Here is a 21,978-nt window from a genome sequence, read left to right as displayed (position 1 = left end):
ACTACTCTCTATATATTATTAAATCATAGATAATTTTTTATGAAAAGAGGTTATATGTCATGGCAATATTTTATAGCGATAGTAAAAAAATTTTCCACCTTCAAGGTAAAAATACAAGTTATGTACTTGGAGTAATTAATGATGGATATTTAGTGAATTTATATTGGGGTGCTAAGGTTAAAGAATATAATATAAGCAATCCTATAGTTTTTGTAGATAGAGGATTTTCACCAAACCCAACTCCTTTTGATAGAACATTTTCCTTAGATACCATTCCTCAGGAATATCCATCCTATGGTAATGGTGATTTTAGAACTCCTGCTTTTCAAGTACAATTAGAAAATGGCTCTACTGTAATGGACTTACGTTACAAATCACATAAAATTTATAAAGGAAAGTCAAGCCTTAATGGACTACCAAGTACTTATCCGCTAAGTGAAGATGAATGTGAAACTTTAGAAATAACCCTTGTTGATGAGTTAACTAACCTAAATGTAGTATTAATTTACTCAGTATTTAATGATTTTAATGTTATAACAAGATCTGTTAAGTTTATAAATAAAGGTAAAGAAAATTTAAAACTTTTAAAAGCATTAAGTGCAAGCATAGATTTCCGTGATGATGAATTTGAGCTTATTACTCTTTATGGCTCTCATGCTAATGAAAAAAATATTGCAAGAAGAAAAATTGTATCTGGTACACAAAAGGTTGAAAGCTTAAGAGGTTCAAGTAGTGCTCAGCAAGCTCCTTTTTTAGCTCTTGTCAGAAAAGATACTAACGAAGATAGAGGTGAAGTATTCTCATTTAACTTTGTTTATAGTGGAAACTTTACTGCTGAAGTTATGCTTGCTCCTTATTACACCACAAGAGTCGGAATGGGAATAAATCCTTATAACTTTAACTGGTTATTAAAAGAAAATGATGAATTTCAAACACCAGAAGTAGTTATGACTTATTCTTCTAATGGACTTTTAGAAATGTCTAAGACTTACCATGATTTCTATCCAACAAGACTTTGCAGAGGAAAATTTAAAGATAAAGAAAGACCTATTCTTATAAATAACTGGGAAGCTACTTACTTTGACTTTAACGAAGAAAAAATTAAAAATATTGCTTCAATTGGAAAAGAGCTTGGAATAGAATTATTTGTTTTAGATGATGGTTGGTTTAAGGGAAGAAATTCAGATCTTACTTCTCTTGGTGATTGGATTGTAGATAAAGAAAAACTTCCAAATGGACTTAACTCTTTAGCTAAGTATGTAAATGACTTAGGAATGGAATTTGGTTTATGGTTTGAACCTGAAATGATTTCTGAAGATAGTGATTTATATAGAAGTCATCCAGACTGGTATATTCATGTTCCTAATAGAACACCTACAATTAGTAGAAATCAATTAGTTTTAGATTTATCTAGAAAAGAAATTTGTGATTATTTAATTGAAACAGTAAGCGAAATTTTATCTAATGCAAATATTACTTATGTTAAATGGGATATGAATAGAAATATAACTGATATATGGTCACCTTCTCTTCCTTATGATAGACAAGGCGAAATTTCTCACAGATATATTCTAGGGCTTTATTATATTATGGAAAAAATAACTTCAACTTTTCCAAATATTCTTTTTGAAAGCTGCTCAGGTGGTGGTGGAAGGTTTGATGCAGGTATTCTTTATTACATGCCTCAAACTTGGACTAGTGATAATACAGATGCTATTTGCAGACTTAAAATTCAATATGGAACTAGCTTAGTTTATCCTCCAATAACTATGGGTTCTCACCTTTCAGCTTCACCTAACCATCAAGTTGGAAGAGTTACTCCTCTTGAAACTAGAGGCCATGTTGCAATGTCAGGTAACTTTGGATATGAATTAGATTTAACAAAGCTAACTGAAGAAGAAAAGAATATAATTAAAAGTCAAGTTTCACTTTACAAAGAAATTAGACAAGTAATTCAATTCGGAGATTTTTATAGAATACTTTCACCATTTGAATGCAATGAAGCTGCATGGAATTTTGTATCTAAAGATAAAAAAGAAATGGTTGGAATGTATTTTAAAATCCTTTCAGAACCAGGTGCAAAAATTAGAACTTTAAAATTTAAAGGATTAGATGAAAATGCTAAATATCAGAACCTAGAAACTAAAGATATTTTTGGTGGAGATGAGCTTATGAATGTTGGTTTAAGCATACCAATGGAAAAAGGAGACTTTGAAAGTATACTTTGGAGATTTAAAAGAGTTTAAGTTATATAAAAATACTGTTTAATATAAACTATCAATTTTAATATAAATTTAATTTAATAAAAAGCAGCCAATATAAATGAACTTCATAGTAAAACCTTAGTTCTTTTACTCTAACAATTAGATAGTTCAAAGTACTGGCTGCTTTTTAAATGTTTTACTTTATTCTTCTTCTCTTTAAATTTAAAGGTAACCTAATTTTATAGTAAATATTACTCAAAGTTATTTCCCAGAAAATACCATAACATTTTCTAGTGACCTTTCTTTTTTTCTTTCTTCTTTTGTTGTCTTTTTTGAAATTTTATTCTTTCTTCAATTTCTCTTTTTTCTTTTGACAAAAGCTTCTTTTCACTTTTTTTATTTTCATAATCAAGTTTAAGGGCTTGTTGACATTTTGTACCTAGTCCCTTTTCTTTAGTTGATTTTTTGATTTCTCTTTGCATTCTTTTAGGATTAATCTTTAATTGTGACTTTTCATCTAATATCATATCTTTACTAAATTTAAGCTTAAAGTAATTTTTTAAGATAAACCCATAAACTTCATAATCCTTAGGTTCCTGTCCAAAAACTACTCTACATACTTGAATTTTACCATTTTCTATCCTTTCAAAAACACCTATCCAAAAAGGATTATCAAAAAATACTGTTAACTTTATCATTTTTCTCCTCCTGTTTAAAGCCTAATTAGAGAAGGGACAACCCCAGGAGGGCAGGTTACTGACGAATTTATTCGCATCCGGACTACCAACCGAATAGTGTTTTTATCTCAAAGCTATTTATTTCAGCAATATTATATCACTAATAAAAATTGTTGAAAATATATTTCTCTATCTATTATTTTTATCTCTATACTAAACTAATAAATTAGAAACTAAATCTTCATTAATCTCTATATCGAATTAATATTATAAAAAACTATTTATTCTTTTTCATTCTTATATTATTAGAAATAACTGTTGTAACCCCTGCTACACAACCTCCTATTCCCCATGCTCGTCCTTTTAATACTCCTACTATACCAATAGCAACAAGTCCTACTCCAAGTGATTTTCCAATAGTTCCTTCTACCCTCGCTATTTTTTCTGATGGATTTGTAAGTTTCTGCATTGTAGCATTAGATTTCTGTAAAGTTTCTCTTGATAATGTTTTTCTTGCTTCTATTAGCTTTTCATTATATTTTTTCATAATATATCCTATCTTTAATTCAATTATTTCTAATCAACTTCCATATTATTTATTTTATTTGCTAACTCTAAGATCTCCAAAGCTATAGAGCTTAAAATAATTAAAACAAATATAATTTGTTATTTGTAAGTCCATTTATAAACCTTTATCTTCTTTCCTTTAGCCTAATTTTACTTATTGCTTCAATACTAATTCTTATGAACTTAATAACTAAAAATTATATATGGACTTGTGAAAAATGTGGTGAATTTTTTGAAATTAACTTAAAAGAAAATATTAAGCGATATAATTTTCAGACAATAATCTCCAAATTTATAGTAAATTCATTGTAAAAATGATACAATATAAATGGTATTTTTTGTTCTTTATAAATTAAATTTAAAATTATATTAACTTTAATTTATATTCTAAAATAACACTAATAATGGGGGTATATTATGAGGATTAAAGGTATTAAAATTAAAAGTATTAAAGTAAAGATGCTATTGCTATTACTTCCTGTAGTTATAGTTTCAATGCTTACATTAGGCTTTACCAGTTATTTAAGCTCAAAAAAGATAATAAGTAACGAGCTTGAAATAAATATGAATAGTGAGCTAGACAAAAAGTCACAGGAAATTGAGAAAAGTTTAGAAAGACATAAAAAAATATCTGAAGGCTTAGCTAAAGTAGTTCAATCTTCCTATTCATCTTTAACTAAGGACAATTCTGCAAACATATTAAAAGGTTTAATCGAAACTAATGATGAAACCTTTGGTGCAGGGATTTGGTTTGAACCATTTAAATACAATAAAGACATTGAGTTCTTTGGCCCTTATGCTTATAAAGATGAAGGTAAAGCCACTTATTCAGATCAATATAATAATACCAATTACACATCAGGCGATTGGTATCAATTAGGCAAAAATACAAATAAAAGTGTTGAATGGTCATCACCTTATTATGATGATTTTTTAAAAATTTCCATGGTAACGTGTACGACTCCATTTTATGATTCAAATAATAATTTTATTGGAGTTACTACAGCTGATATAAATTTATCTACTTTACAACATAATATTAAAAATATGAAAGTAGGTACTAATGGTAGAGCATTTTTAATAGATAAAAATGGATTATATATTGCAGATGAAGATTTATCTAAAGTAATGAAAAATAATATAAAGGATGATAAAAACTCTACACTTGCATCTTTAGGTGAAAAGATACTATCTGATAAAAATGGACAAGGAACATTTGAAGATGATTATGGAGTTGAAAAAGTATACTATAAAACTATAGCAGATACTGATTGGATCATTTCTATATGTATTCCTGAGAATGAGGTTTATTCACAAGTTAATTCACTTATGTATAAAATTGGATTTATAATATTAATTTCAATTTTAATAGTAGTAGCATGTATAGTATTATTTACAAATTACATAGGAAAGAATATAAAAAAAGTTAATAATTTTGCTATGAAGATGGCAAATGGAGATTTAACAGAACAGCTAGAAGTAAATAGTAGTGATGAATTTGGTGAAATGAGTAATCATTTAAATAAAATGACTAAAAATATTCATTCTATCATAGAAGGAATAATGGAAAATTCTGAGAACATAAGTGCATCTGCTGAAGAACTTTCAGCAACAGTTGAAGAACTGTCTGCTAAAACTATAACAATTAATGAAGCTGTAAATACTATTGCAAGTGGTATGCAAGAATCTAGTGCCGTTACTGAAGAAATAAGTGCATCTATTGAGGAAGTAGATTCAAGTATAAATGTTCTATCTTCAAAGGCTATGGATGGAAGCAATAATGCAAGTAAAGCTAAAGAAAGAGCAAGCAAGGCACAAGACAATAGCAAAGTTGTAAAGCAAATAGCTAAAGATTTATATATTCAAAAAGAAGCCAATATGAAAAATGTTATAGATGAAAGTTCAGTAATAGATACTATTAGAGTTATGGCAGATACTATATCATCAATAGCAGATCAAACAAATTTACTTGCACTTAATGCAGCTATTGAAGCTGCAAGAGCAGGAGAACAAGGACGTGGTTTTTCAGTAGTTGCAGATGAAGTAAGAAAACTTGCTGAACAATCTTCTTCAGCTGTAGTAGAAATACAAAACACTATAGAATCAGTAAAACAAGTATTTAATAAAAGTATAGATACTGGTAGTGATATACTAAAGTTTATTGATGTAGACATAATGAAAAATTATGATGAATTTGAAGAAACAGGTAAGAAATATCATTCTGATTCTGATTTTGTAAGTAATATGTCTGAAGAAATAGCTGCTATGTCTGAAGAAATTACTGCTACAGTAGGACAAGTAACTGAAGCAATTCAAAATATGGCTGAATCTTCACAAGAGTCTAGTGAACAAGCAGAATCCATAAAGGAGAATATGCACGAAACTACAAAAGCTATAGAGCAAGTGGCTCAAACAGCACAAAGTCAAGCTGAACTTGCACAAAAATTAACTGAAATGATACAACAATTTAAAATATAAACTATAAAGAGGAACAAAAATTTTGTTCCTCTTTTAATTTAATAAACTCTACTTAGTCTATAATTTTTAAATTCTTACCCATAATAATAAATCTATGCTCATAGCTTTCAATATAAGACTTAACTTTTAACTCTTCATACATTTTGCATAACTCATTAAATGCATTATCTACAGTAAATCCTGGGAACTCCCATTGAATAATTTTCGCAAAATACACAACTGCCCCTACGTCGTAAAAATGCAAATATGGAAAATATTCATTTTTATATAATACTTGAAATTTATTTATATTAAATTCATTTAAGGCATAATCTAAATTCCAGCATTTATATTGAGGTAAAAAGTCTTTTATAAGCCTTTTTGAAAGTATTTCATTATTACTTCCACCTACTTGTTGGGTAATAAATATTCCATTAGGCTTTAATATTCTTTTTACTTCTTTTATGCTATAGGACTCATGCCTATTTATAACTATATCAAAGGTATTATCTTCAAATGGTAAGTTATCATCATCAATAACCTCTTTCACTGTGATTCCTAATGGTTCTAATTTTTCCTTACATAAATCTATATTAGGTTTCCAAGATTCTGTTATTGATGTGTTTTTATATGGGTGCTTTAATGATAATAAGAATTCTCCTCCACCTGTCCCCATATCTAATAAGTTATAATGAGGTTTTAAATAACCTTGTAATATCTCTTTATAATCCCAAGGTAATTTCCCCTCTTCCCATCTATTATCTAAATAAGAAAAATCCCATCCCTTAAAGCTCTTTTCTTCATCTATCTTCCATTGCTCTTTTAATTTATCATAATTCATAACTAATCCTCTTTTCATATTATTAAAATTCTACTTTTTAAATTCTATATGAAAATCGATGCAGTTAACTGATAGTAAATTAAATATTCTCGATACAATCTACTATCAGATTATACTAACTGCATCGAGTAGTTACTTCGAATTATTTTCACTTTTAATACCCTCCTACTTTAATATTTCTTCTATTGAAATGTTTTTAGGTTCAAAATCAAACTTTCCAATTTCTATATTAGGCTTAATTTTTCCATGAAAATCACTTCCACAAGTTATTATCATATTATTATTTATAGCTTTATTATAAAAATACTCAACTTGATCTTTTGTATGATAACTACTATAAACTTCTATGCCGTCTATTCCTTCTTCTATTAATTCATCTATTAAATCTAAATTATCTTTTAGATTATTTCCTGGATGCGCTATTACTGCTTGACCACCACTTCTATGAATTAAATTAATTGCTTCTTTTAAGCTTATAAATTCCATTGGAATGTAAGCTGGTTTTCCTTGTGCAAAATAATCCCAATAAAAATTTACATAAGGCATATCACTTCTATATCCACCATCTTGATATGGCTTTAGTATAGGAGATTTTCTATTTTCATCGTCTTCTAAAAATATTTCTGCAATCAACTCTCCTGTAACTACTCCATTCTCTGATCTTTTAAGTACCTCATCCTCACTAAGGTTTAATCCTGTATATTCTTTTATCTTTTTTATTTTTTCCTTTGAAGCTGCTATTTCTTGATTAAATATACTTTCTTCAAGTTCATAAAAATCTTTTTCTTTGTAATCTATATTATATCCAAGTAAATGTAAATCTATATTATTAAAGGTACAATCTATTTCTATGCCTGGTATTACCTTTATATTTTTTCCCTTGCTATAATTTAAAGCTCTTTCTATTGCCTTAACAGAATTATGATCACTTATAGAAATAATTTCAACATTATTTCTAATTGCTCTATCAATAACTTCTTCAGGAATAAACTCTCCATCACTAAAGCATGTATGCATATGCAAATCTATTTTGCTCATTTCTACCTCCTAAAATTTAATAAATTAATCAGTATATTTATAATAATATATTACATCATTTAAATAATATATAATTTTCAAATATAGAAAATTTTCCTCTCTATTTTTAAATAATCTATAAATATGACTAACATAAAAGAATGCCTTTCCTCATGTTCCCATAAGAAATGAATAAAAATCAAAATTTTTAGATGGATACATTATTCTATGCGTATAGAAATTTCGAAAAGTAATTGACTTGATGAATCGGTACACAATTCGTCAATAAATGCAATCTCATAAAAAGGATCAATTAATTTAAGACTGTTTTTTATTGCATAATCATATATCTTCTTATAATAGTGGCTAGCACTTTCATATCCTCCTTTATGATACGTAATAAGGTATCGTCCAGCTTGTTTTTTAATTAATTTACTATTCACACTTTTATTAAAAGCTTTTACAAATAACTGAAAATATTGTTGTGTCAATTGTTTATCTATTTCACTTACACTTGTCATAGAACCAACTTCGTATGATGTTTGGATTCCATTGGATTTACAATAATCAAATAAATTTGTAATTTCCTTTGACAACTTAGCGGTATCAATAAATTGCATTTTAGAATTAACAACTAGGTATTCAGAATCAAACTCTTTTATAAAAATATCTGAATTGTTAATACTACTGCTTTTCTCTATCTTTTCAATTTTATAAGTAATAGCTTTTTTAATCCCATTCAAATATTTAATTTTGTTTTCAACTTCATTTAACTGAAGTTTCAATAAATCAATTAAATTATAAGGAGTTTTATTGTTAATGTAATTTTTTATATCTTTTAAAGAAACATCTAGTTCCTTTAATATGCTGATGACATAAAAACTTTCTATTTGATCAGTTGAATAATATCTATAACCATTATCTCCCTTTTTCAAAGGTGATAAAATTTTTAGTTTATCATAATGGAATAAAGTATCTTTAGAAACGTTGCATAGTTTTGCAAATTCTCCCGTAGTTAATAGAATTTTATTATTTAAAATCATATAAATCACCTCTTGACTATGGTGTAGCACTATACTTTAAAATTATAGCATAGGATAAAAAACAAATAAACAAGGCTAATTTAAAACTAAAATATTAATTATTTAGATGAGGTGCTAACATGATTAGAAAATTAAAAAAAAGTGATGATTTAGAAAAGGTTTGTGGATTAATATATGATACAGATGTAGGGATATTTAAAATGCTTTTTGGTGAAAGAGAAGAAGCTATTTCTATTATTATGAAGTTAATTGAGAGAGAAAATAATTCTTTTTCTTACAAGCATATATTCTGCTATATAGATGAAGAAATTAGAGGAATTCTAATTGGATATAATGCTAAGGATATTGATGAAAAAGAAGAAATGGCAGAACTTAAACAGATTTTACCAAGGTACGTACTGTTTAAACTCTTATTTAAGAGCTTAATTTTAAAACCAGTTATAGAAAAAGAAGAAATTATTGAATTATATATTCAAAATATATGTGTCGAAGAAAGTTATAGAGGAAAATCCATTGGAAATAAACTTATAGATTACTATTTTGAATATGCTAAAGAATTAAATCATCAAGCAGTTTTTCTAGATGTTTCCTGGGATAACTACAGAGCAAAAAAACTATATGAAGAAAAAGGATTTCTTAAAATGAGCTCAAAAAAAATCAAATTTATTAATGAAGGAATATACCGAATGAAGACATATTTATAGAATTAATATACTGCTGTTTTTCAAAATGTTCATTACTAATTTAGACAAATTAAGTAATAATTCACTTGATATCTAAATTCGATAAGATATGTATAAACAGAAATATAAAATTAAGTTAGGATATTTTACCTGGTTACGCCTGATTGGAAAAATTCCAATCAGGTCTTTTTGTACCTCTTTCATTAAAATCCTCTTATCTACTTAAATTACTCTTGTATTTTATAATCAGTAATTCCTATAAAGTTTCTTCCCTGTGCTCCTATAGTCCCATCAACATCAATATCCATTGGAATTACCTTTTGTGATCCATCAAAATATTCTACTAATGCAAAGCATACTATTGGTAAAGTAAAATCTCCATCTTCCTCACTACTATATTCAGCATAAATATCTCTTGAATTAGGTATTATTTGAATTATCTTATAATCTTCCATATGACCTTTGCCCTTTCTATAAAATTTCCTTATCTTTATATTTAAGTATTAATTGTACTATATGTAAATCAATTATATCATAAACATATTTTTATAGTTTATTTTAAATTTAGGCTCTATTAAACACTTTCCTCTAACATAGGCTAATTTATAAATTTTGTAAATTTTTAAACTCTTCAAATTTCTTAGCTAAATATGGTTGAATTAAAGGATATGTTAAATTTTCTGGTATTTTATCAAAAAGCTTTATTTCAACTATTTCATAATTAGGTAACTCACCAAATTCATATACTTCTGCATAATTTAAACTTCCAAAAGATTCGTCTTTATTGGTTTCAACAGAATATGTACAAATAGGAGTTATACTAAAACTTTTTGCACCAGTTTCCTCTACTAGTTCCCTTGAAGCTGCATTAGTAATACTTTCATTTTCTTCTCTATGTCCACCAGGCATTTCCCATGTTTGTCTATCTTTATGTCTTACATATACTAATTTCCCTTTATATTTTGTAACAATAACTGCAAACTTTAATTTACTATCATCTATTGTATTTAAATCATAAAAATTTACTTTTATCATAACTTCCTCCCATTATTCTAGTTATTACTTTCTAATATTATTCTTTTGTTTCAATTATATGTTCTACACAGCTTGGTAAATCCATAATTTTTTCTTTTATAAATAAAGGATATATATATAAATCCTTTATTTTTTCTAATGATACCCAAGTAAACATAAGGTCATGCTGTCCATTTTCATTAGTAATAAATTCATTACCTTTTTTAAATATACTTTCATCTTTAATATCAAGTAAATAATATAACCCTATTTCATGAAATCTATCTTCACTCTGCTCTTCAACAAATAAATTTTCAACTACCCACAGCAATCTATTTATTTTAGTTTCTATTTTTACCTCTTCTTTAATCTCCCTAATTATGGCGCTTTCACTAGTTTCATGCATTCTCACTCTACCACCAGGAATATAATAATAAGGTGAGTTATCATCCTTCATTATAAGCAGTTTATTATCATGAATTAATATACCTGCAACCCTATAGTTAAAGCGTCCAACTTCTGTTTTAAATGTAATATCCACTAATCTACCTCCTAACAAAGTTATTAATATACTATATAGCTTTAAAATATTTTCTTATTAAAAATTACTTTATAATTTAATCCAATAACGTTGTATTAATATATCGTTTTCTAATACTTCATTTTCAAGTACAGCACCATTTTTTATCATTGTTTTTGCTGAAGCCACATTGCTACTTTTACATGTAATTAAAACCTTGTCCATTCCCGTTTCTCTACATATATCAAGAGCTAATTTTAACATTTCTGTTGCATATCCCTTTTTTCTTTCTGTTGGACGAATTCCATATCCAATATTGCCTCCATAATTATATAAATAATCATTTAAACTATATCTAATATCTATAGCTCCTAAGATTCTTTTACTTTTATTATTGACAAGAAAAAATATATCTGATGGAACTCTATCATCTTGCAAATTAACTCCTAATGAGTTATTTTTAGCATTTTTAAGATATTCATTGTAATTAGTAGCTTCACCCTTAAGTGCAAATGGTGTTATTCTCTCCTTTACATTTTCTATTTCTGTAATAATATCTTGCCATTCTTCTCTAAACTCTTCTGATGGAAATACTAATTTTAAGTTATTCATTTTTACTCCTCCTTAAATCTATGTATTACAATAATTAATTTATGTATTATATAATAACTTTTAAAGTTTATCCTTAATATGCTTTTTTCATAATGTACATACATTCATATTTATCCATTGGATTATTAATTTTTACAATATGAATATCACATTTATTTATATACATTAATTATACCTAAATATCTATAATATAAAATTAAAAATACCAATTATTATATATTTTTACTGCTTCACTATGATAAATTTATCTATTACGGACCTTAATTAACAATTATAAATTTATAGCCTTTTATTTTATATATAGTATATAATTTTAATATACATTAATTAATATTTGTATTATATTATGTAGTAAAACAACTATTATTAATTGAAATAGGTAATAGGGAGGAAACCTTATTGATTAAGACAATAATAACTGCCTTTGTTTCATTTGCTAGTACAAATATTGATGATATATTTTTACTTATGCTGTTTTTCTCTGAAATAAATAATGGTATGAAAAAACAACATATTGTTATTGGACAGTATTTAGGCATTGGACTTTTAACTATAATAAGCATTATAGGTGCTTTAGGTATATCAATAATTCCAAGTGAATATATTGGATTACTTGGATTAGTTCCTATATATTTAGGAATAAAAGCTTATGTTGATCATAAAAGGGAAGGCAATAATAATGAAGATATAGTTCAGCAAAAGCTTCAAAATGGTGAGAATAAGAAAATTGGAGAAGCAACTGATGTACAAGAAAAACCTACACTGAAATTTTTAAAGAATTTTATTAATCCAAGTGTTATAAAAGTATTCAGTTTCACATTAGCTAATGGTGCTGATAATATCGGAATTTATATACCTCTTTTTACAAGTATGAATTTAGTTGATATTGTGATAACAGTGATAATGTTTATGCTTCTAATAGCACTCTGGTGTTTTTTGGGTATAAAATTATCAGAACACCCTTTTGTGCAAAAAAATATTGAGAAATATAAGAATATTTTTGTTCCAATAATATTTATAGGGTTAGGAATTTTCATCTTAATAGAAAATGAAACAATTGGTTTTATTTATACAAAAGTCTTTTAGATAGTTGATAATTTTCTTATTAACAATATTATCAATTAGATAGTAAAAGAAAGAACATACTATATATACATAGTATGTTCCTTTGCTTATTTTTTGACATTTCTTAAAAATTAGGTTTTGGTAATTTAAAAGCCTCTTTTAAGTAATTTTCTAATAAATCTATTTTAGAATTATTTATTAGGCATTAATTCTTTACCAAAAATTTGAATTTGACTTAATGCTGGGAAAGGTGATGGGTCATCAGCTTTTATTAAATCGCTAAATGTTAACCATTCTATTTCCTTCTCTGGGAAAGTTATAACATGAGCTTTATCACTTTTTTCTAAATCACATGTTAATTCTGAGTTATCTGAGAATCTAAAAGTAACCTTTACCCACCAATTATCGTGAGGAAAATCTGATCTTGTGTATAAAACAATTTTATCAGTTACTATAGTTCTACCAAAGTCTAGCTTAAAACAAGCATCATCTCGCATTCCTATTCCCCATGATTCATAAGGCCATTTTCCATGATCATGATTCTCGCAATTTCCATTTATCGCATTTCTAGCTGCAAAAACGGCTTCGCCTCTAGTTTCTATATTAGCTGATGCATGTGGGTATACACCAGTGATTCCTTGCTGATCCATTTTGTTAAGCGCTAAATTTTTATAACATTCAATTTCGTCTTTTCTAGCAACTCTTACTGATAATAAATGTTTCTCTCCATAGAATACTTTCGGTGAATAGCTTACTCTTTTTTCTTCAAATGGAATTTCATAAGTTATTTTATTTTCTGTTACATAAACAAATGACTCTCCCATTGCATCATCAATTTCTGCTACAAGATAAATCCCGGTTTCTGATGTTTCTATTTGGATTTTATCTCCATTCTTATATTCTTCTTTAAATACAAGCCTAACTTCATCATATTCTGATATTTCAGCTTTAACATTTCCTTCGTTATCTAATATTTTTAATGTTAATTTAACCATAATATCTCCTAAATTTAAAATATATTAACCTAAAAGATTTTCAATATATTCTTTTATTTCATCATTTTTGCAGTTAGCAAAGAAGTGTTCTTTAAACTTAGCTCCACTTACAGCACCTTTTAACAACTCTTGGTCTATGTTCTTTAAAATTGTTAACATATCTGTATGTGTAACTTTCTTAACTTCATCTAGTATTTTCTTATTTCTTTGTTCTGGAATAACTCTATCTCTTGGATATCCTTGTCCGCTTTCTCCTTGGAATAATTTCTCAAATATATATTCAAGGTTTAATTCTGCTCCCCATCCAAATCCTTTTGCAAAAGGTAATGCTATTGCATTTCCATCGTTAATTTGTGCAAACATATATGCATCTGATGGATCTACAACGTGTCCGCATAATACTCCTGGGAAAGAATTGCAAGCAAGCATTGCTCCTTCTCCAGTTCCACAACCTGTAATTACATAATCTGCTGCTCCAGAGTTTAGTAATATAGCTGTTAAAATACCATTTTGAACATATGTTAATTGTGCTTCGTCTTCTGCACTATACATCCCATAGTTAAAAACTTCATGACCTTTTGGTTCTACTACTTTTTTTAAAGCTGCATATATCATTGAATTTTTTGCCGCTTGGCTATTTTCATTTATTAAAGCAATTTTCATTGTTCTCTCTCCTTTTTCATTTATTATATCCCTCCGGGCATAATATTTTCCATTTAATGAAACTTTAACACACTAGGGGAGGCTATTTTACAATATTATTTTGGTTGTTTTCCGATGTATGCTAATATACCACCATCTACATATAAAATATGTCCATTAACAAAATCTGAAGCATCAGAAGCTAAGAATACAGCTGGACCGCTAAGATCTTCTGGTGTTCCCCAACGTGCTGCTGGAGTTTTAGCTATAATAAACTCATTAAATGGATGTCCGTCTGTTCTAAGTGGCTCAGTTTGTGGTGTAGCGATATATCCTGGTCCAATACCATTACATTGAATGTTATATTCACCATACTCAGATGCTATATTCTTTGTTAACATCTTAAGTCCACCCTTTGCTGATGCATAAGCTGCAACTGTTTCTCTACCAAGTTCACTCATCATGGAGCAGATGTTTATTATTTTTCCATGACCTTTTTTAATCATTCCTGGTATTACTGCCTTAGATACTATAAATGGTGCATTTAAATCTACATCTATTACCTTACGGAAGTCTTCTGCTTTCATTTCAAGCATTGGAATTCTTTTTATTATTCCTGCATTATTTACAAGTATATCAATTACTCCAACTTCCTCTTCTATTTGCTTAACCATTTCATTTACTCTTTGTTCATCTGTAACATCACATACATATCCATGTGCTTTTATTCCATGCTCTGCATAAGCTGCAATTCCTTTGTCAACAAATTCTTGACTAATATCATTAAATACAACTGTTGCTCCTGCTTCCCCATATGCTTTTGCTATTGAAAATCCTATTCCATAAGATGCTCCTGTTACTAAAGCAACTTTTCCTTCTAATGAAAAATTCTTCATAATATCCATAATAAATTCCTCCTAATTTTAACTTTTATATTTTAATAGTAATATTTATCTTAATTCAGTCATTTTAACAGCATCCATATCATCAAAGTCTTTGTTTTATCCAACCATACCCCTTTACAAGTATATCAATTACTCCAACTTCCTCTTCTATTTGCTTAACCATTTCATTTACTCTTTGTTCATCTGTAACATCACATACATATCCATGTGCTTTTATTCCATGCTCTGCATAAGCTGCAATTCCTTTGTCAACAAATTCTTGACTAATATCATTAAATACAACTGTTGCTCCTGCTTCCCCATATGATTTTGCTATTGGAAATCCTATTCCATAAGATGCTCCTGTTACTAAAGCTACCTTTCCTTCTAATGAAAAATTCTTCATACTATCCATGATAAATTCCTCCTAATTTTAACTTTTATATTTTAATAGTAGTATTTATCTTAATTCAGTCATTTTAACAGCATCCATATCATCAAAGTCTTGGTTTTCTCCAACCATACCCCAAATGAAAGTATAAGCTCTTGTTCCGGAACCTGAATGTATTGACCAACTTGGTGATATTACTGCTTCTTCATTTCTCATAACAATATGTCTTGTTTCTGTAGGTTCACCCATATAGTGCATTACAACGCTGTCATCTTTCATTTCAAAATATAAGTAAACTTCCATTCTTCTGTCATGTGTATGACATGGCATTGTATTCCAAACACTTCCTGGTTTTAATTGAGTCATTCCCATTACTAGTTGACAGCTTTCTACTTGTCCTGGAAGTATATATTTTCTTATTACACGATGATTAGATGATTCTAATGATCCTAGCTCTACAGTTACACAATCTTCTGGTTTAATAAGTACTGTTGGATATTTTGTATGAGCTGGTGCACTATTAAAATAGAATTTTGCTGGATTATTTTCATCTTCACTAGCAAATTCAATATTTTCAGTTCCCATTCCAATATACATTCCATCTTTATAATCTAATGTATACTTTTCTCCATCTAATGTAATAGTACCTTTTCCACCTATATTTATTACTCCAAGCTCTCTTCTTTCTAAGAAGTATTTAGCTCTAAGTTCATCACCTGCTTCTAATGTAAGAGGTTTAACTGGCACTGCTGCACCTATAATTATTCTATCGATGTGGCTATATACCATTTTTACTTCATTTGTAACAAATAAGTTTTGAATTAAAAATTCCTCTCTTAATTGATCAGTAGTATAATGCTTCACATCTTTTGGTGATGCTGCTGTTCTTAATTCCATCTCAAAATCTCCTCCTTCATATCTTATGATACTAGTTTAACATTTTAAATTTTCTATTTCTTGTGTTATTATGTCATAAATATTGCAAATATTGAACTTAAAGCTTATAATTAGGATAAACTGTGAAAGAGGGTGTTATTGTGAATGAATTTAACTCATGTGAAGCTGCAATAAAAAGTGCTTTAGAAAACAAATACTTTTCGATAGCTCACTTGTATAAAGAAGAAAAATCAATGGCTATGCATATACATGATTCCTATGAAATTTATTATTCAATAACAGGCGGAAAACAATTTCTTATTGGCAATAAATTTTATGATATTAAGCCTGGTGACTTATTTGTAATAAATCAATTTGAAAGTCATTACATATCTAAATTAGATAAGATAGTTCATGAAAGAATTGTTCTTTCAATTGATCCTGAATTTTTAAAATCTTCTTCTAGCAAAAAAACTGACTTAAACTATTGTTTTTCTAATCGTAATAAAGATTTTAGTCATAGAATTTCTTTAAATAAGGAACAACAAGGTCGTTTTATATATTTTATTAATAAAATAATTGCATCTGAAGGCTTTGGAAGTGATATAATTGAATATTCAACATTTTTAGAATTGATGATTTTTTTAAATAAGGTTTATATTAGTAATGAGCGTTCTATCTCTGAAGAATATTCTTATAAATATAATCAGCAAGTAGATGAAATAATAGAGTACATAAATACCAACATAACTGAACCTATTACAATTGAACATTTAGCAAGTAATTTTTATTTAAGTCCATCTTATATTTGTAGAATATTTAAAGCAGCTACAGGAACAACAATTAATAAATATATTTCTGGAAGAAGAATTTCCATTGCTAAAGCTATGCTTGCAAATGGAGAAACTGTTAATGATGTTTGTGAGAAATGTGGTTTTAATGATTATAGTAATTTTCTTAAAACCTTTAAAAAAGCAGTTGGTTTTTCTCCTAAGAAATATTCAACCTTCACTACAAGCTAACAATTACAAAATAATATAAATAAAAATAGATAAAACATAAATTATAAATAAAAGAAAAAACAGTTAAAAGATTATATAGAATTATCTTCTAGCTGTTTTTTCTTTTTAAAAATTTTATTCTTTATTGGAATATTACTCCACCTCTTTATTGTTCTCAATAATTTATAGCAAATTAAAATTATTTTATGTGTCGTTTCATTTCTATAAAAAATCCAAATCCCTGTAACATGATAAAAGGATTATATATTCTTTTATATTCTTTAAATCCAATTTTCTCATACAATCTTTTAGCGTTTTTATTTTTAGATAGTACTTCAATATAGCAATCCTCAAAATCAAGTTCATTGAATACAAAATTTATAAGTTTTGTTGCTATACCTCTTCCTCGATATTTTTTATCAGTTGTCAGATAATCAATATAAACATCCTTTTCACCTTTTACTGTTGGCTTCTCCATAATATAGTTCATTTGCTTATGCACTATATAACCCTTTCCTTTTCCTAAAAGCTTTTGGCAAATGGATTTATTGAAACAAGTATGACGTTTTATGTTATTTCCTATCCCTAAAAAACCAACAACATTATTTTCAAATAAAGCAACATAAATCATTGAGAAATCTAATGAATGCAAAAATAACTCTTGTAATATTTTTTTGTCCTTTGAAAAAGAAAGTATTTTATAAAAACCATCAACAAATAATTTAACAGCTTTAACCTTATATTCATCATCTAAATTTGATAATTTTACTATTTTAAAATTTTCTATTAATTTCACCTCACTTCAAAACAAATACTAGCAAACTCATAACATCTAAGAAATATATAATAATTGTCTCAGAATATGGCACTCTTACCAACCAAGATTACTGTAAGTGCTAGCGATTTGCTTTAATTAAATCCATATCTACATCAAATAATTCATTTATATCTATTCCATATAAAATATCACCTATATCTCCTTCTAGTTTAACCTTTTTGATACCAAAATTCTCATTTAAAATAAGTGTTGAACTTATTGAATTAATAATAGTTTTTGTAGCTGTGCTTGACCCATAAATGCCATGTTCAGCTAAAGGTACACTTTCATAGATATAGACATATGCTACTTCATCTTTAACTGATACATCTAAAATCTCTAGCTCTTTAGGTAGCGAACTTATTAATTCTTTACTTTTAGGTCCTTCTATTAATGCCTGTATAGCCTTTTGTGGAGTAGCATCTTCAATATATCTCTCTTCTCCAATAAGATATTCTGCATTAGAATCTGAAAAATATAGATTAACAACTTCTTCTTTTCCATTATTCTTAGATGAACATCCAGTAAACATTAAAAGTAAGACCATAATGGATGATAATTTCTTAAAACTAGTCACATCACTCTTCACCCTTCTAATAATTAAACTTTATTATAGCTAAGTTACATTACTTTACTTATATATTTCTTTTGTCTTTTAAATCCTATAAAGAAAATTAAGCTTTGTAAAATAAGAAAAAGCCATGGAGCTATATCGATACTCCATATAAATAAAGAATATATAATATATAAAATTCCTAAAAAATAAATCATTCCTCTGAATTCTTTTATATACGTCTCTTTATCACTAATTTTATATCCATATCTTACTCTACAAAAAATTCTTTCCGGAATAAATTTAGATAAAATTATAATCCCAATACCAAATAAACTAATTATTAGTGATATAGCTATTTCAAATAACTTCATAATACTCTCCTCTACTCTATAAACCATATATAAATCACATATAAATCACATATGATTATTATTAAAATAGTTGCTTTAATAATAATTAATAAATATAAAGAATCAAACATCCTCCCCATTTATATCCATTATATTTAATTAATGTTATAATTACCATAAAAATATACTATAATTCAATACACACTTATATAAGATTATTGAAAGAAGGGAAAGTTAAAATGAATTTTAAAAAAAGGATAATACTAACGGTTATTTTACTTATGATAATTAGTTTATTAATTGGATGCAGTAATGATATCACGAATTCTATTTATGATAACAATGCTAAAATAGCTAAATCATATGATTCTTTTGGATTAGATGATAGCAAGGAAACAATAGAATCAGGAGTATATACAGGAAAGCTTAAATTAAGTGGGTGTGGAACCATCTGGAGATATGAAAGTGATTCAGATTTTAATTTAGAAGCTCCGTGTAAATTATCAGTAAAAAGTGGAAAAGCAAAAATAGTTTTAATATCACCTGATGATACAGTTACTAATCTTGTAGAAATCTCAAATAAAGATACTACAGATGAAAACACTACCTTAACTTTACCAATAAAAAAAGGTATTAACCGTATAAAAATAGTAGGTTACGATAAAGCAGATATTAATATTGAATTAAATATAACTAAAGGTGATTTTCAATAAATATAAAGAATATTTTCAATAAATAAGTTTATAATAATACATTTAAATTTACAGTGTTAATTAATAATATTTACAAAAGCCACTAATTAAAAATATTAAAAAAACAGCAAATTAAGGGAAGTAAAAGTACTTCCCTTAATTTATATATGTATCTATAATATCATAAATCCATAAGATATTATTTTTATAGTACTAGTCATTATTTTCTAACTTCTAGACATATATTTTTGGAATACCCTGTCTGCTATTTCTGGATTAGATTGTTTTAAATCATTTAAATATACAAGAGCACTTCCCTTATATTCTTTTTCTTCTCCAAGTAAAATGACCTCATAGCAGCTTCTTAAAATATTTATTACACAATTTTCATAATGATTTTCTTTGCAACTTTTACAAGTCTTAAGTATATCTACTACCCCTTCCATTATATATTCTTTATCATATATTTTAGTATCTGTAATTGGAATTTTATTACATCCATCTATAACATATGTAACCTTATTAATCATACAATTCTTTATACATTCTGTCCCATATCCAACTAAACATTTTTCTCTTTCGCATACTCCACATTCACTTTCAGATAAACAGCATGGTCCTAACTTGTCCACCAATCTACTAAAGTTAATTTCTTTAAATGCAACTCCCATTTTTTATCCTCCATTTATTATAAACATATCTAATTTAGGCTATTTTTCTGCTTAACTATACATTCTTAAAGCATTTTTTTAATTCCTAAATTATAATTTAATAAATTCTTCACTCAAAATTTCTCTATAAAGAATTTATAAAATTTCTTCTATATTATACCATTCACGTTTCATTTTATCCAACTTTTTACCAGTAAGCCTTATAGATATCATTGCTTTTCTTTACTTTCTGCATCTATATTATTAAATACAAAACTATTATTACTAAATAGTTTTATTAATTTTAGCTAATCTAGTAGCAAATATAATAAAGTAAGTAAAAAATAAGTGATAAATAATTTCCTGTATTTAAATAATATTAAAAATAATTATTTAAATAATAAAAATCATATTCAGTATTAATACCATTTAGACATCTAAGTACTGCTATTTAAATATGTAAAGATGGGTATTTTCGTCTTTTAATACTCATATGACTAAATTTACTTATCACTTTTTTTATTTTTTATTTTATTATTTTGTTGTTGGTTATTTTGTTGTTGATTGTCTCCTTGCTGATTGTTTTGCTGCTGGTTATTTTGTTGCTGATTATTTTGTTGTAAAGATTCTAGACGTTGTTTCTGTGCCGCAATAGTTAACAATATACTCCCTATGTCTACAATAAGATTTCCAAGAACATTTATTTCATCAGTACTCTTACCTTGAGCTATTGTAATAGCAATAGCATTACCTAAAATTGCCAATTCTTCCGGACTTAAATTATCTGTACATATCATTTTAGACTTCTCCTACTATAGAATACATTTATCTTTTTAACTATTAAATAATATGATTATATTTCTAAGGATATGTGTATTTCCTTAATAGTATAAATGCTTAACGTTAAATTAAACTTTTTCTAAATTTAAAAATACTCAACATTTTTATTCAAAATGCTGAGTATATCTGTTATATTATTAACTTAATAAATCTTTTAAAATTACATATTAAATTATTTTTTTTATTAATATAATAATACTTTTAACTAAACTTCTTTTTTTATTGCTTAATTTTTGATAAGTTTCTTTTCTAATCTGAATTGAACTTAATCCTTCCTCTTTGCAATATTTTTCAAAGTCCATAGTGTTTTTTCCACTTTTAATTACACCATTTACAAATTCCTCAATCGTAGCCATCTATAATTCCTCCATTTCTATTTATTTCACCTATTTCCTTATGATTGTTTCTAACTTTTCTTAAATTGCTCATCTTACAAAATCCTCCTTTAAATTATTTTTATATAAAAATGACCCTAGTTTACCCAGGGTCATTAAAATATCACTTTATTTAATAAATAAATGCATAAAAAAACCATGAGCATAATAACTCATGGTGGTATACTTAATAAATTTAATTTTTCATAA

The 21,978-nt window shown here is 26.9% G+C and carries 25 protein-coding genes and 1 pseudogene; 6 read left to right on the top strand and 20 right to left on the bottom strand.

What is annotated here, in order from left to right; genetic code table 11:
- The first annotated feature begins 59 nt into the window (after positions 1–59).
- Entirely contained in the window at positions 60–2,246 is a 2,187-nt protein-coding gene (locus ACZJV1_RS07690) for an alpha-galactosidase (RefSeq protein WP_463651906.1), read from the top strand.
- Between the two features lie 248 nt (positions 2,247–2,494).
- Here the strand turns inward: ACZJV1_RS07690 and ACZJV1_RS07685 are convergent, their stop codons facing one another.
- Positions 2,495–2,902, bottom strand: coding sequence for a YjdF family protein (locus tag ACZJV1_RS07685; protein ID WP_460288803.1), 408 nt, complete (start codon positions 2,900–2,902; stop codon positions 2,495–2,497).
- 256 nt (positions 2,903–3,158) lie between these two features.
- Complete coding sequence (locus ACZJV1_RS07680) at positions 3,159–3,428, bottom strand: hypothetical protein (RefSeq protein WP_460288802.1); 270 nt, start codon at positions 3,426–3,428, stop codon at positions 3,159–3,161.
- Between the two features lie 437 nt (positions 3,429–3,865).
- On the opposite strand from ACZJV1_RS07680, the gene ACZJV1_RS07675 reads away from it, so the two are divergent.
- Entirely contained in the window at positions 3,866–5,926 is a 2,061-nt protein-coding gene (locus ACZJV1_RS07675) for a methyl-accepting chemotaxis protein (RefSeq protein ID WP_463651905.1), read from the top strand.
- Between the two features lie 52 nt (positions 5,927–5,978).
- Here the strand turns inward: ACZJV1_RS07675 and ACZJV1_RS07670 are convergent, their stop codons facing one another.
- The 3 genes from ACZJV1_RS07670 to ACZJV1_RS07660 all read right to left on the bottom strand — a co-directional run bounded on the left by ACZJV1_RS07670 (position 5,979) and on the right by ACZJV1_RS07660 (position 8,806).
- Positions 5,979–6,746, bottom strand: a complete 768-nt coding sequence (locus tag ACZJV1_RS07670; RefSeq protein ID WP_463651904.1) for a class I SAM-dependent methyltransferase — start codon at positions 6,744–6,746, stop codon at positions 5,979–5,981.
- Between the two features lie 165 nt (positions 6,747–6,911).
- Complete coding sequence (locus ACZJV1_RS07665) at positions 6,912–7,784, bottom strand: PHP domain-containing protein (protein ID WP_463651903.1); 873 nt, start codon at positions 7,782–7,784, stop codon at positions 6,912–6,914.
- Between the two features lie 200 nt (positions 7,785–7,984).
- Complete coding sequence (locus ACZJV1_RS07660; RefSeq protein WP_460288798.1) at positions 7,985–8,806, bottom strand: MerR family transcriptional regulator; 822 nt, start codon at positions 8,804–8,806, stop codon at positions 7,985–7,987.
- A gap of 119 nt (positions 8,807–8,925) precedes the next feature.
- Here ACZJV1_RS07660 and ACZJV1_RS07655 point away from each other — a divergent pair, with 119 nt between their 5' ends.
- Positions 8,926–9,510, top strand: coding sequence for a GNAT family N-acetyltransferase (locus ACZJV1_RS07655; RefSeq protein ID WP_460288797.1), 585 nt, complete (start codon positions 8,926–8,928; stop codon positions 9,508–9,510).
- Between the two features lie 206 nt (positions 9,511–9,716).
- On the opposite strand, the gene ACZJV1_RS07650 is transcribed toward ACZJV1_RS07655, so the two are convergent.
- From ACZJV1_RS07650 to ACZJV1_RS07635, 4 genes are all read right to left on the bottom strand, one after another.
- Positions 9,717–9,944 (bottom strand): hypothetical protein, encoded by a 228-nt coding sequence (locus tag ACZJV1_RS07650; protein ID WP_460288796.1) that lies wholly within the window; start codon positions 9,942–9,944, stop codon positions 9,717–9,719.
- Between the two features lie 148 nt (positions 9,945–10,092).
- The gene (locus tag ACZJV1_RS07645; protein ID WP_460288795.1) at positions 10,093–10,524 is read right to left on the bottom strand and encodes an NUDIX hydrolase; all 432 of its coding nucleotides are present in this window, start codon (positions 10,522–10,524) and stop codon (positions 10,093–10,095) included.
- 37 nt (positions 10,525–10,561) lie between these two features.
- Complete coding sequence (locus ACZJV1_RS07640) at positions 10,562–11,044, bottom strand: NUDIX hydrolase (protein WP_460288794.1); 483 nt, start codon at positions 11,042–11,044, stop codon at positions 10,562–10,564.
- Positions 11,045–11,113: 69 nt separating this feature from the next.
- On the bottom strand, positions 11,114–11,635 hold the full coding sequence (locus tag ACZJV1_RS07635) for a GNAT family N-acetyltransferase (RefSeq protein WP_460288793.1): 522 nt from the start codon (positions 11,633–11,635) through the stop codon (positions 11,114–11,116).
- Between the two features lie 399 nt (positions 11,636–12,034).
- On the opposite strand from ACZJV1_RS07635, the gene ACZJV1_RS07630 reads away from it, so the two are divergent.
- Entirely contained in the window at positions 12,035–12,721 is a 687-nt protein-coding gene (locus tag ACZJV1_RS07630; RefSeq protein WP_460288792.1) for a cadmium resistance transporter, read from the top strand.
- 170 nt (positions 12,722–12,891) lie between these two features.
- On the opposite strand, the gene ACZJV1_RS07625 is transcribed toward ACZJV1_RS07630, so the two are convergent.
- From ACZJV1_RS07625 to kduI, 5 genes and pseudogenes are all read right to left on the bottom strand, one after another.
- Positions 12,892–13,695, bottom strand: a complete 804-nt coding sequence (locus ACZJV1_RS07625) for a carbohydrate-binding protein (RefSeq protein ID WP_460288791.1) — start codon at positions 13,693–13,695, stop codon at positions 12,892–12,894.
- A gap of 24 nt (positions 13,696–13,719) precedes the next feature.
- Positions 13,720–14,358, bottom strand: a complete 639-nt coding sequence (locus ACZJV1_RS07620; protein WP_460288790.1) for an RpiB/LacA/LacB family sugar-phosphate isomerase — start codon at positions 14,356–14,358, stop codon at positions 13,720–13,722.
- A gap of 95 nt (positions 14,359–14,453) precedes the next feature.
- Positions 14,454–15,242, bottom strand: coding sequence for a gluconate 5-dehydrogenase (locus ACZJV1_RS07615; RefSeq protein WP_463651902.1), 789 nt, complete (start codon positions 15,240–15,242; stop codon positions 14,454–14,456).
- 91 nt (positions 15,243–15,333) lie between these two features.
- Positions 15,334–15,636: pseudogene (locus ACZJV1_RS07610) on the bottom strand (SDR family NAD(P)-dependent oxidoreductase); the annotation flags it as partial.
- 45 nt (positions 15,637–15,681) lie between these two features.
- Entirely contained in the window at positions 15,682–16,509 is an 828-nt protein-coding gene (gene kduI / locus ACZJV1_RS07605; RefSeq protein WP_411170622.1) for a 5-dehydro-4-deoxy-D-glucuronate isomerase, read from the bottom strand.
- A 140-nt stretch (positions 16,510–16,649) separates the two neighbouring features.
- On the opposite strand from kduI, the gene ACZJV1_RS07600 reads away from it, so the two are divergent.
- Positions 16,650–17,510: an AraC family transcriptional regulator gene (locus ACZJV1_RS07600; RefSeq protein ID WP_463651901.1), complete on the top strand. Its 861-nt coding sequence runs from the start codon at positions 16,650–16,652 to the stop codon at positions 17,508–17,510.
- Positions 17,511–17,688: 178 nt separating this feature from the next.
- On the opposite strand, the gene ACZJV1_RS07595 is transcribed toward ACZJV1_RS07600, so the two are convergent.
- The 3 genes from ACZJV1_RS07595 to ACZJV1_RS07585 all read right to left on the bottom strand — a co-directional run bounded on the left by ACZJV1_RS07595 (position 17,689) and on the right by ACZJV1_RS07585 (position 19,233).
- A complete protein-coding gene (locus tag ACZJV1_RS07595; RefSeq protein ID WP_463651900.1) occupies positions 17,689–18,285 on the bottom strand; it encodes a GNAT family N-acetyltransferase in 597 nt (198 codons plus the stop codon).
- A gap of 100 nt (positions 18,286–18,385) precedes the next feature.
- Positions 18,386–18,883, bottom strand: a complete 498-nt coding sequence (locus tag ACZJV1_RS07590; protein WP_460287699.1) for a GerMN domain-containing protein — start codon at positions 18,881–18,883, stop codon at positions 18,386–18,388.
- 44 nt (positions 18,884–18,927) lie between these two features.
- Positions 18,928–19,233, bottom strand: coding sequence for a hypothetical protein (locus tag ACZJV1_RS07585; protein ID WP_411170618.1), 306 nt, complete (start codon positions 19,231–19,233; stop codon positions 18,928–18,930).
- A 218-nt stretch (positions 19,234–19,451) separates the two neighbouring features.
- Here ACZJV1_RS07585 and ACZJV1_RS07580 point away from each other — a divergent pair, with 218 nt between their 5' ends.
- Positions 19,452–19,925, top strand: a complete 474-nt coding sequence (locus tag ACZJV1_RS07580) for a 50S ribosomal protein L7ae (protein WP_460287700.1) — start codon at positions 19,452–19,454, stop codon at positions 19,923–19,925.
- Positions 19,926–20,131: 206 nt separating this feature from the next.
- Here ACZJV1_RS07580 and ACZJV1_RS07575 read toward each other — a convergent pair whose 3' ends face one another.
- The 3 genes from ACZJV1_RS07575 to ACZJV1_RS07565 all read right to left on the bottom strand — a co-directional run bounded on the left by ACZJV1_RS07575 (position 20,132) and on the right by ACZJV1_RS07565 (position 21,750).
- On the bottom strand, positions 20,132–20,575 hold the full coding sequence (locus ACZJV1_RS07575) for a hypothetical protein (RefSeq protein WP_460287701.1): 444 nt from the start codon (positions 20,573–20,575) through the stop codon (positions 20,132–20,134).
- Positions 20,576–21,057: 482 nt separating this feature from the next.
- On the bottom strand, positions 21,058–21,351 hold the full coding sequence (locus tag ACZJV1_RS07570; RefSeq protein WP_463651899.1) for a hypothetical protein: 294 nt from the start codon (positions 21,349–21,351) through the stop codon (positions 21,058–21,060).
- A gap of 210 nt (positions 21,352–21,561) precedes the next feature.
- Entirely contained in the window at positions 21,562–21,750 is a 189-nt protein-coding gene (locus ACZJV1_RS07565) for a hypothetical protein (RefSeq protein ID WP_460287702.1), read from the bottom strand.
- Positions 21,751–21,978: the final 228 nt, after the last annotated feature.

Source organism: Clostridium sp. LS3 (assembly GCF_055330225.1).
Note: the sequence above shows the minus strand (reverse complement) of the source record. Positions and strands in the feature narration are given on the sequence as shown.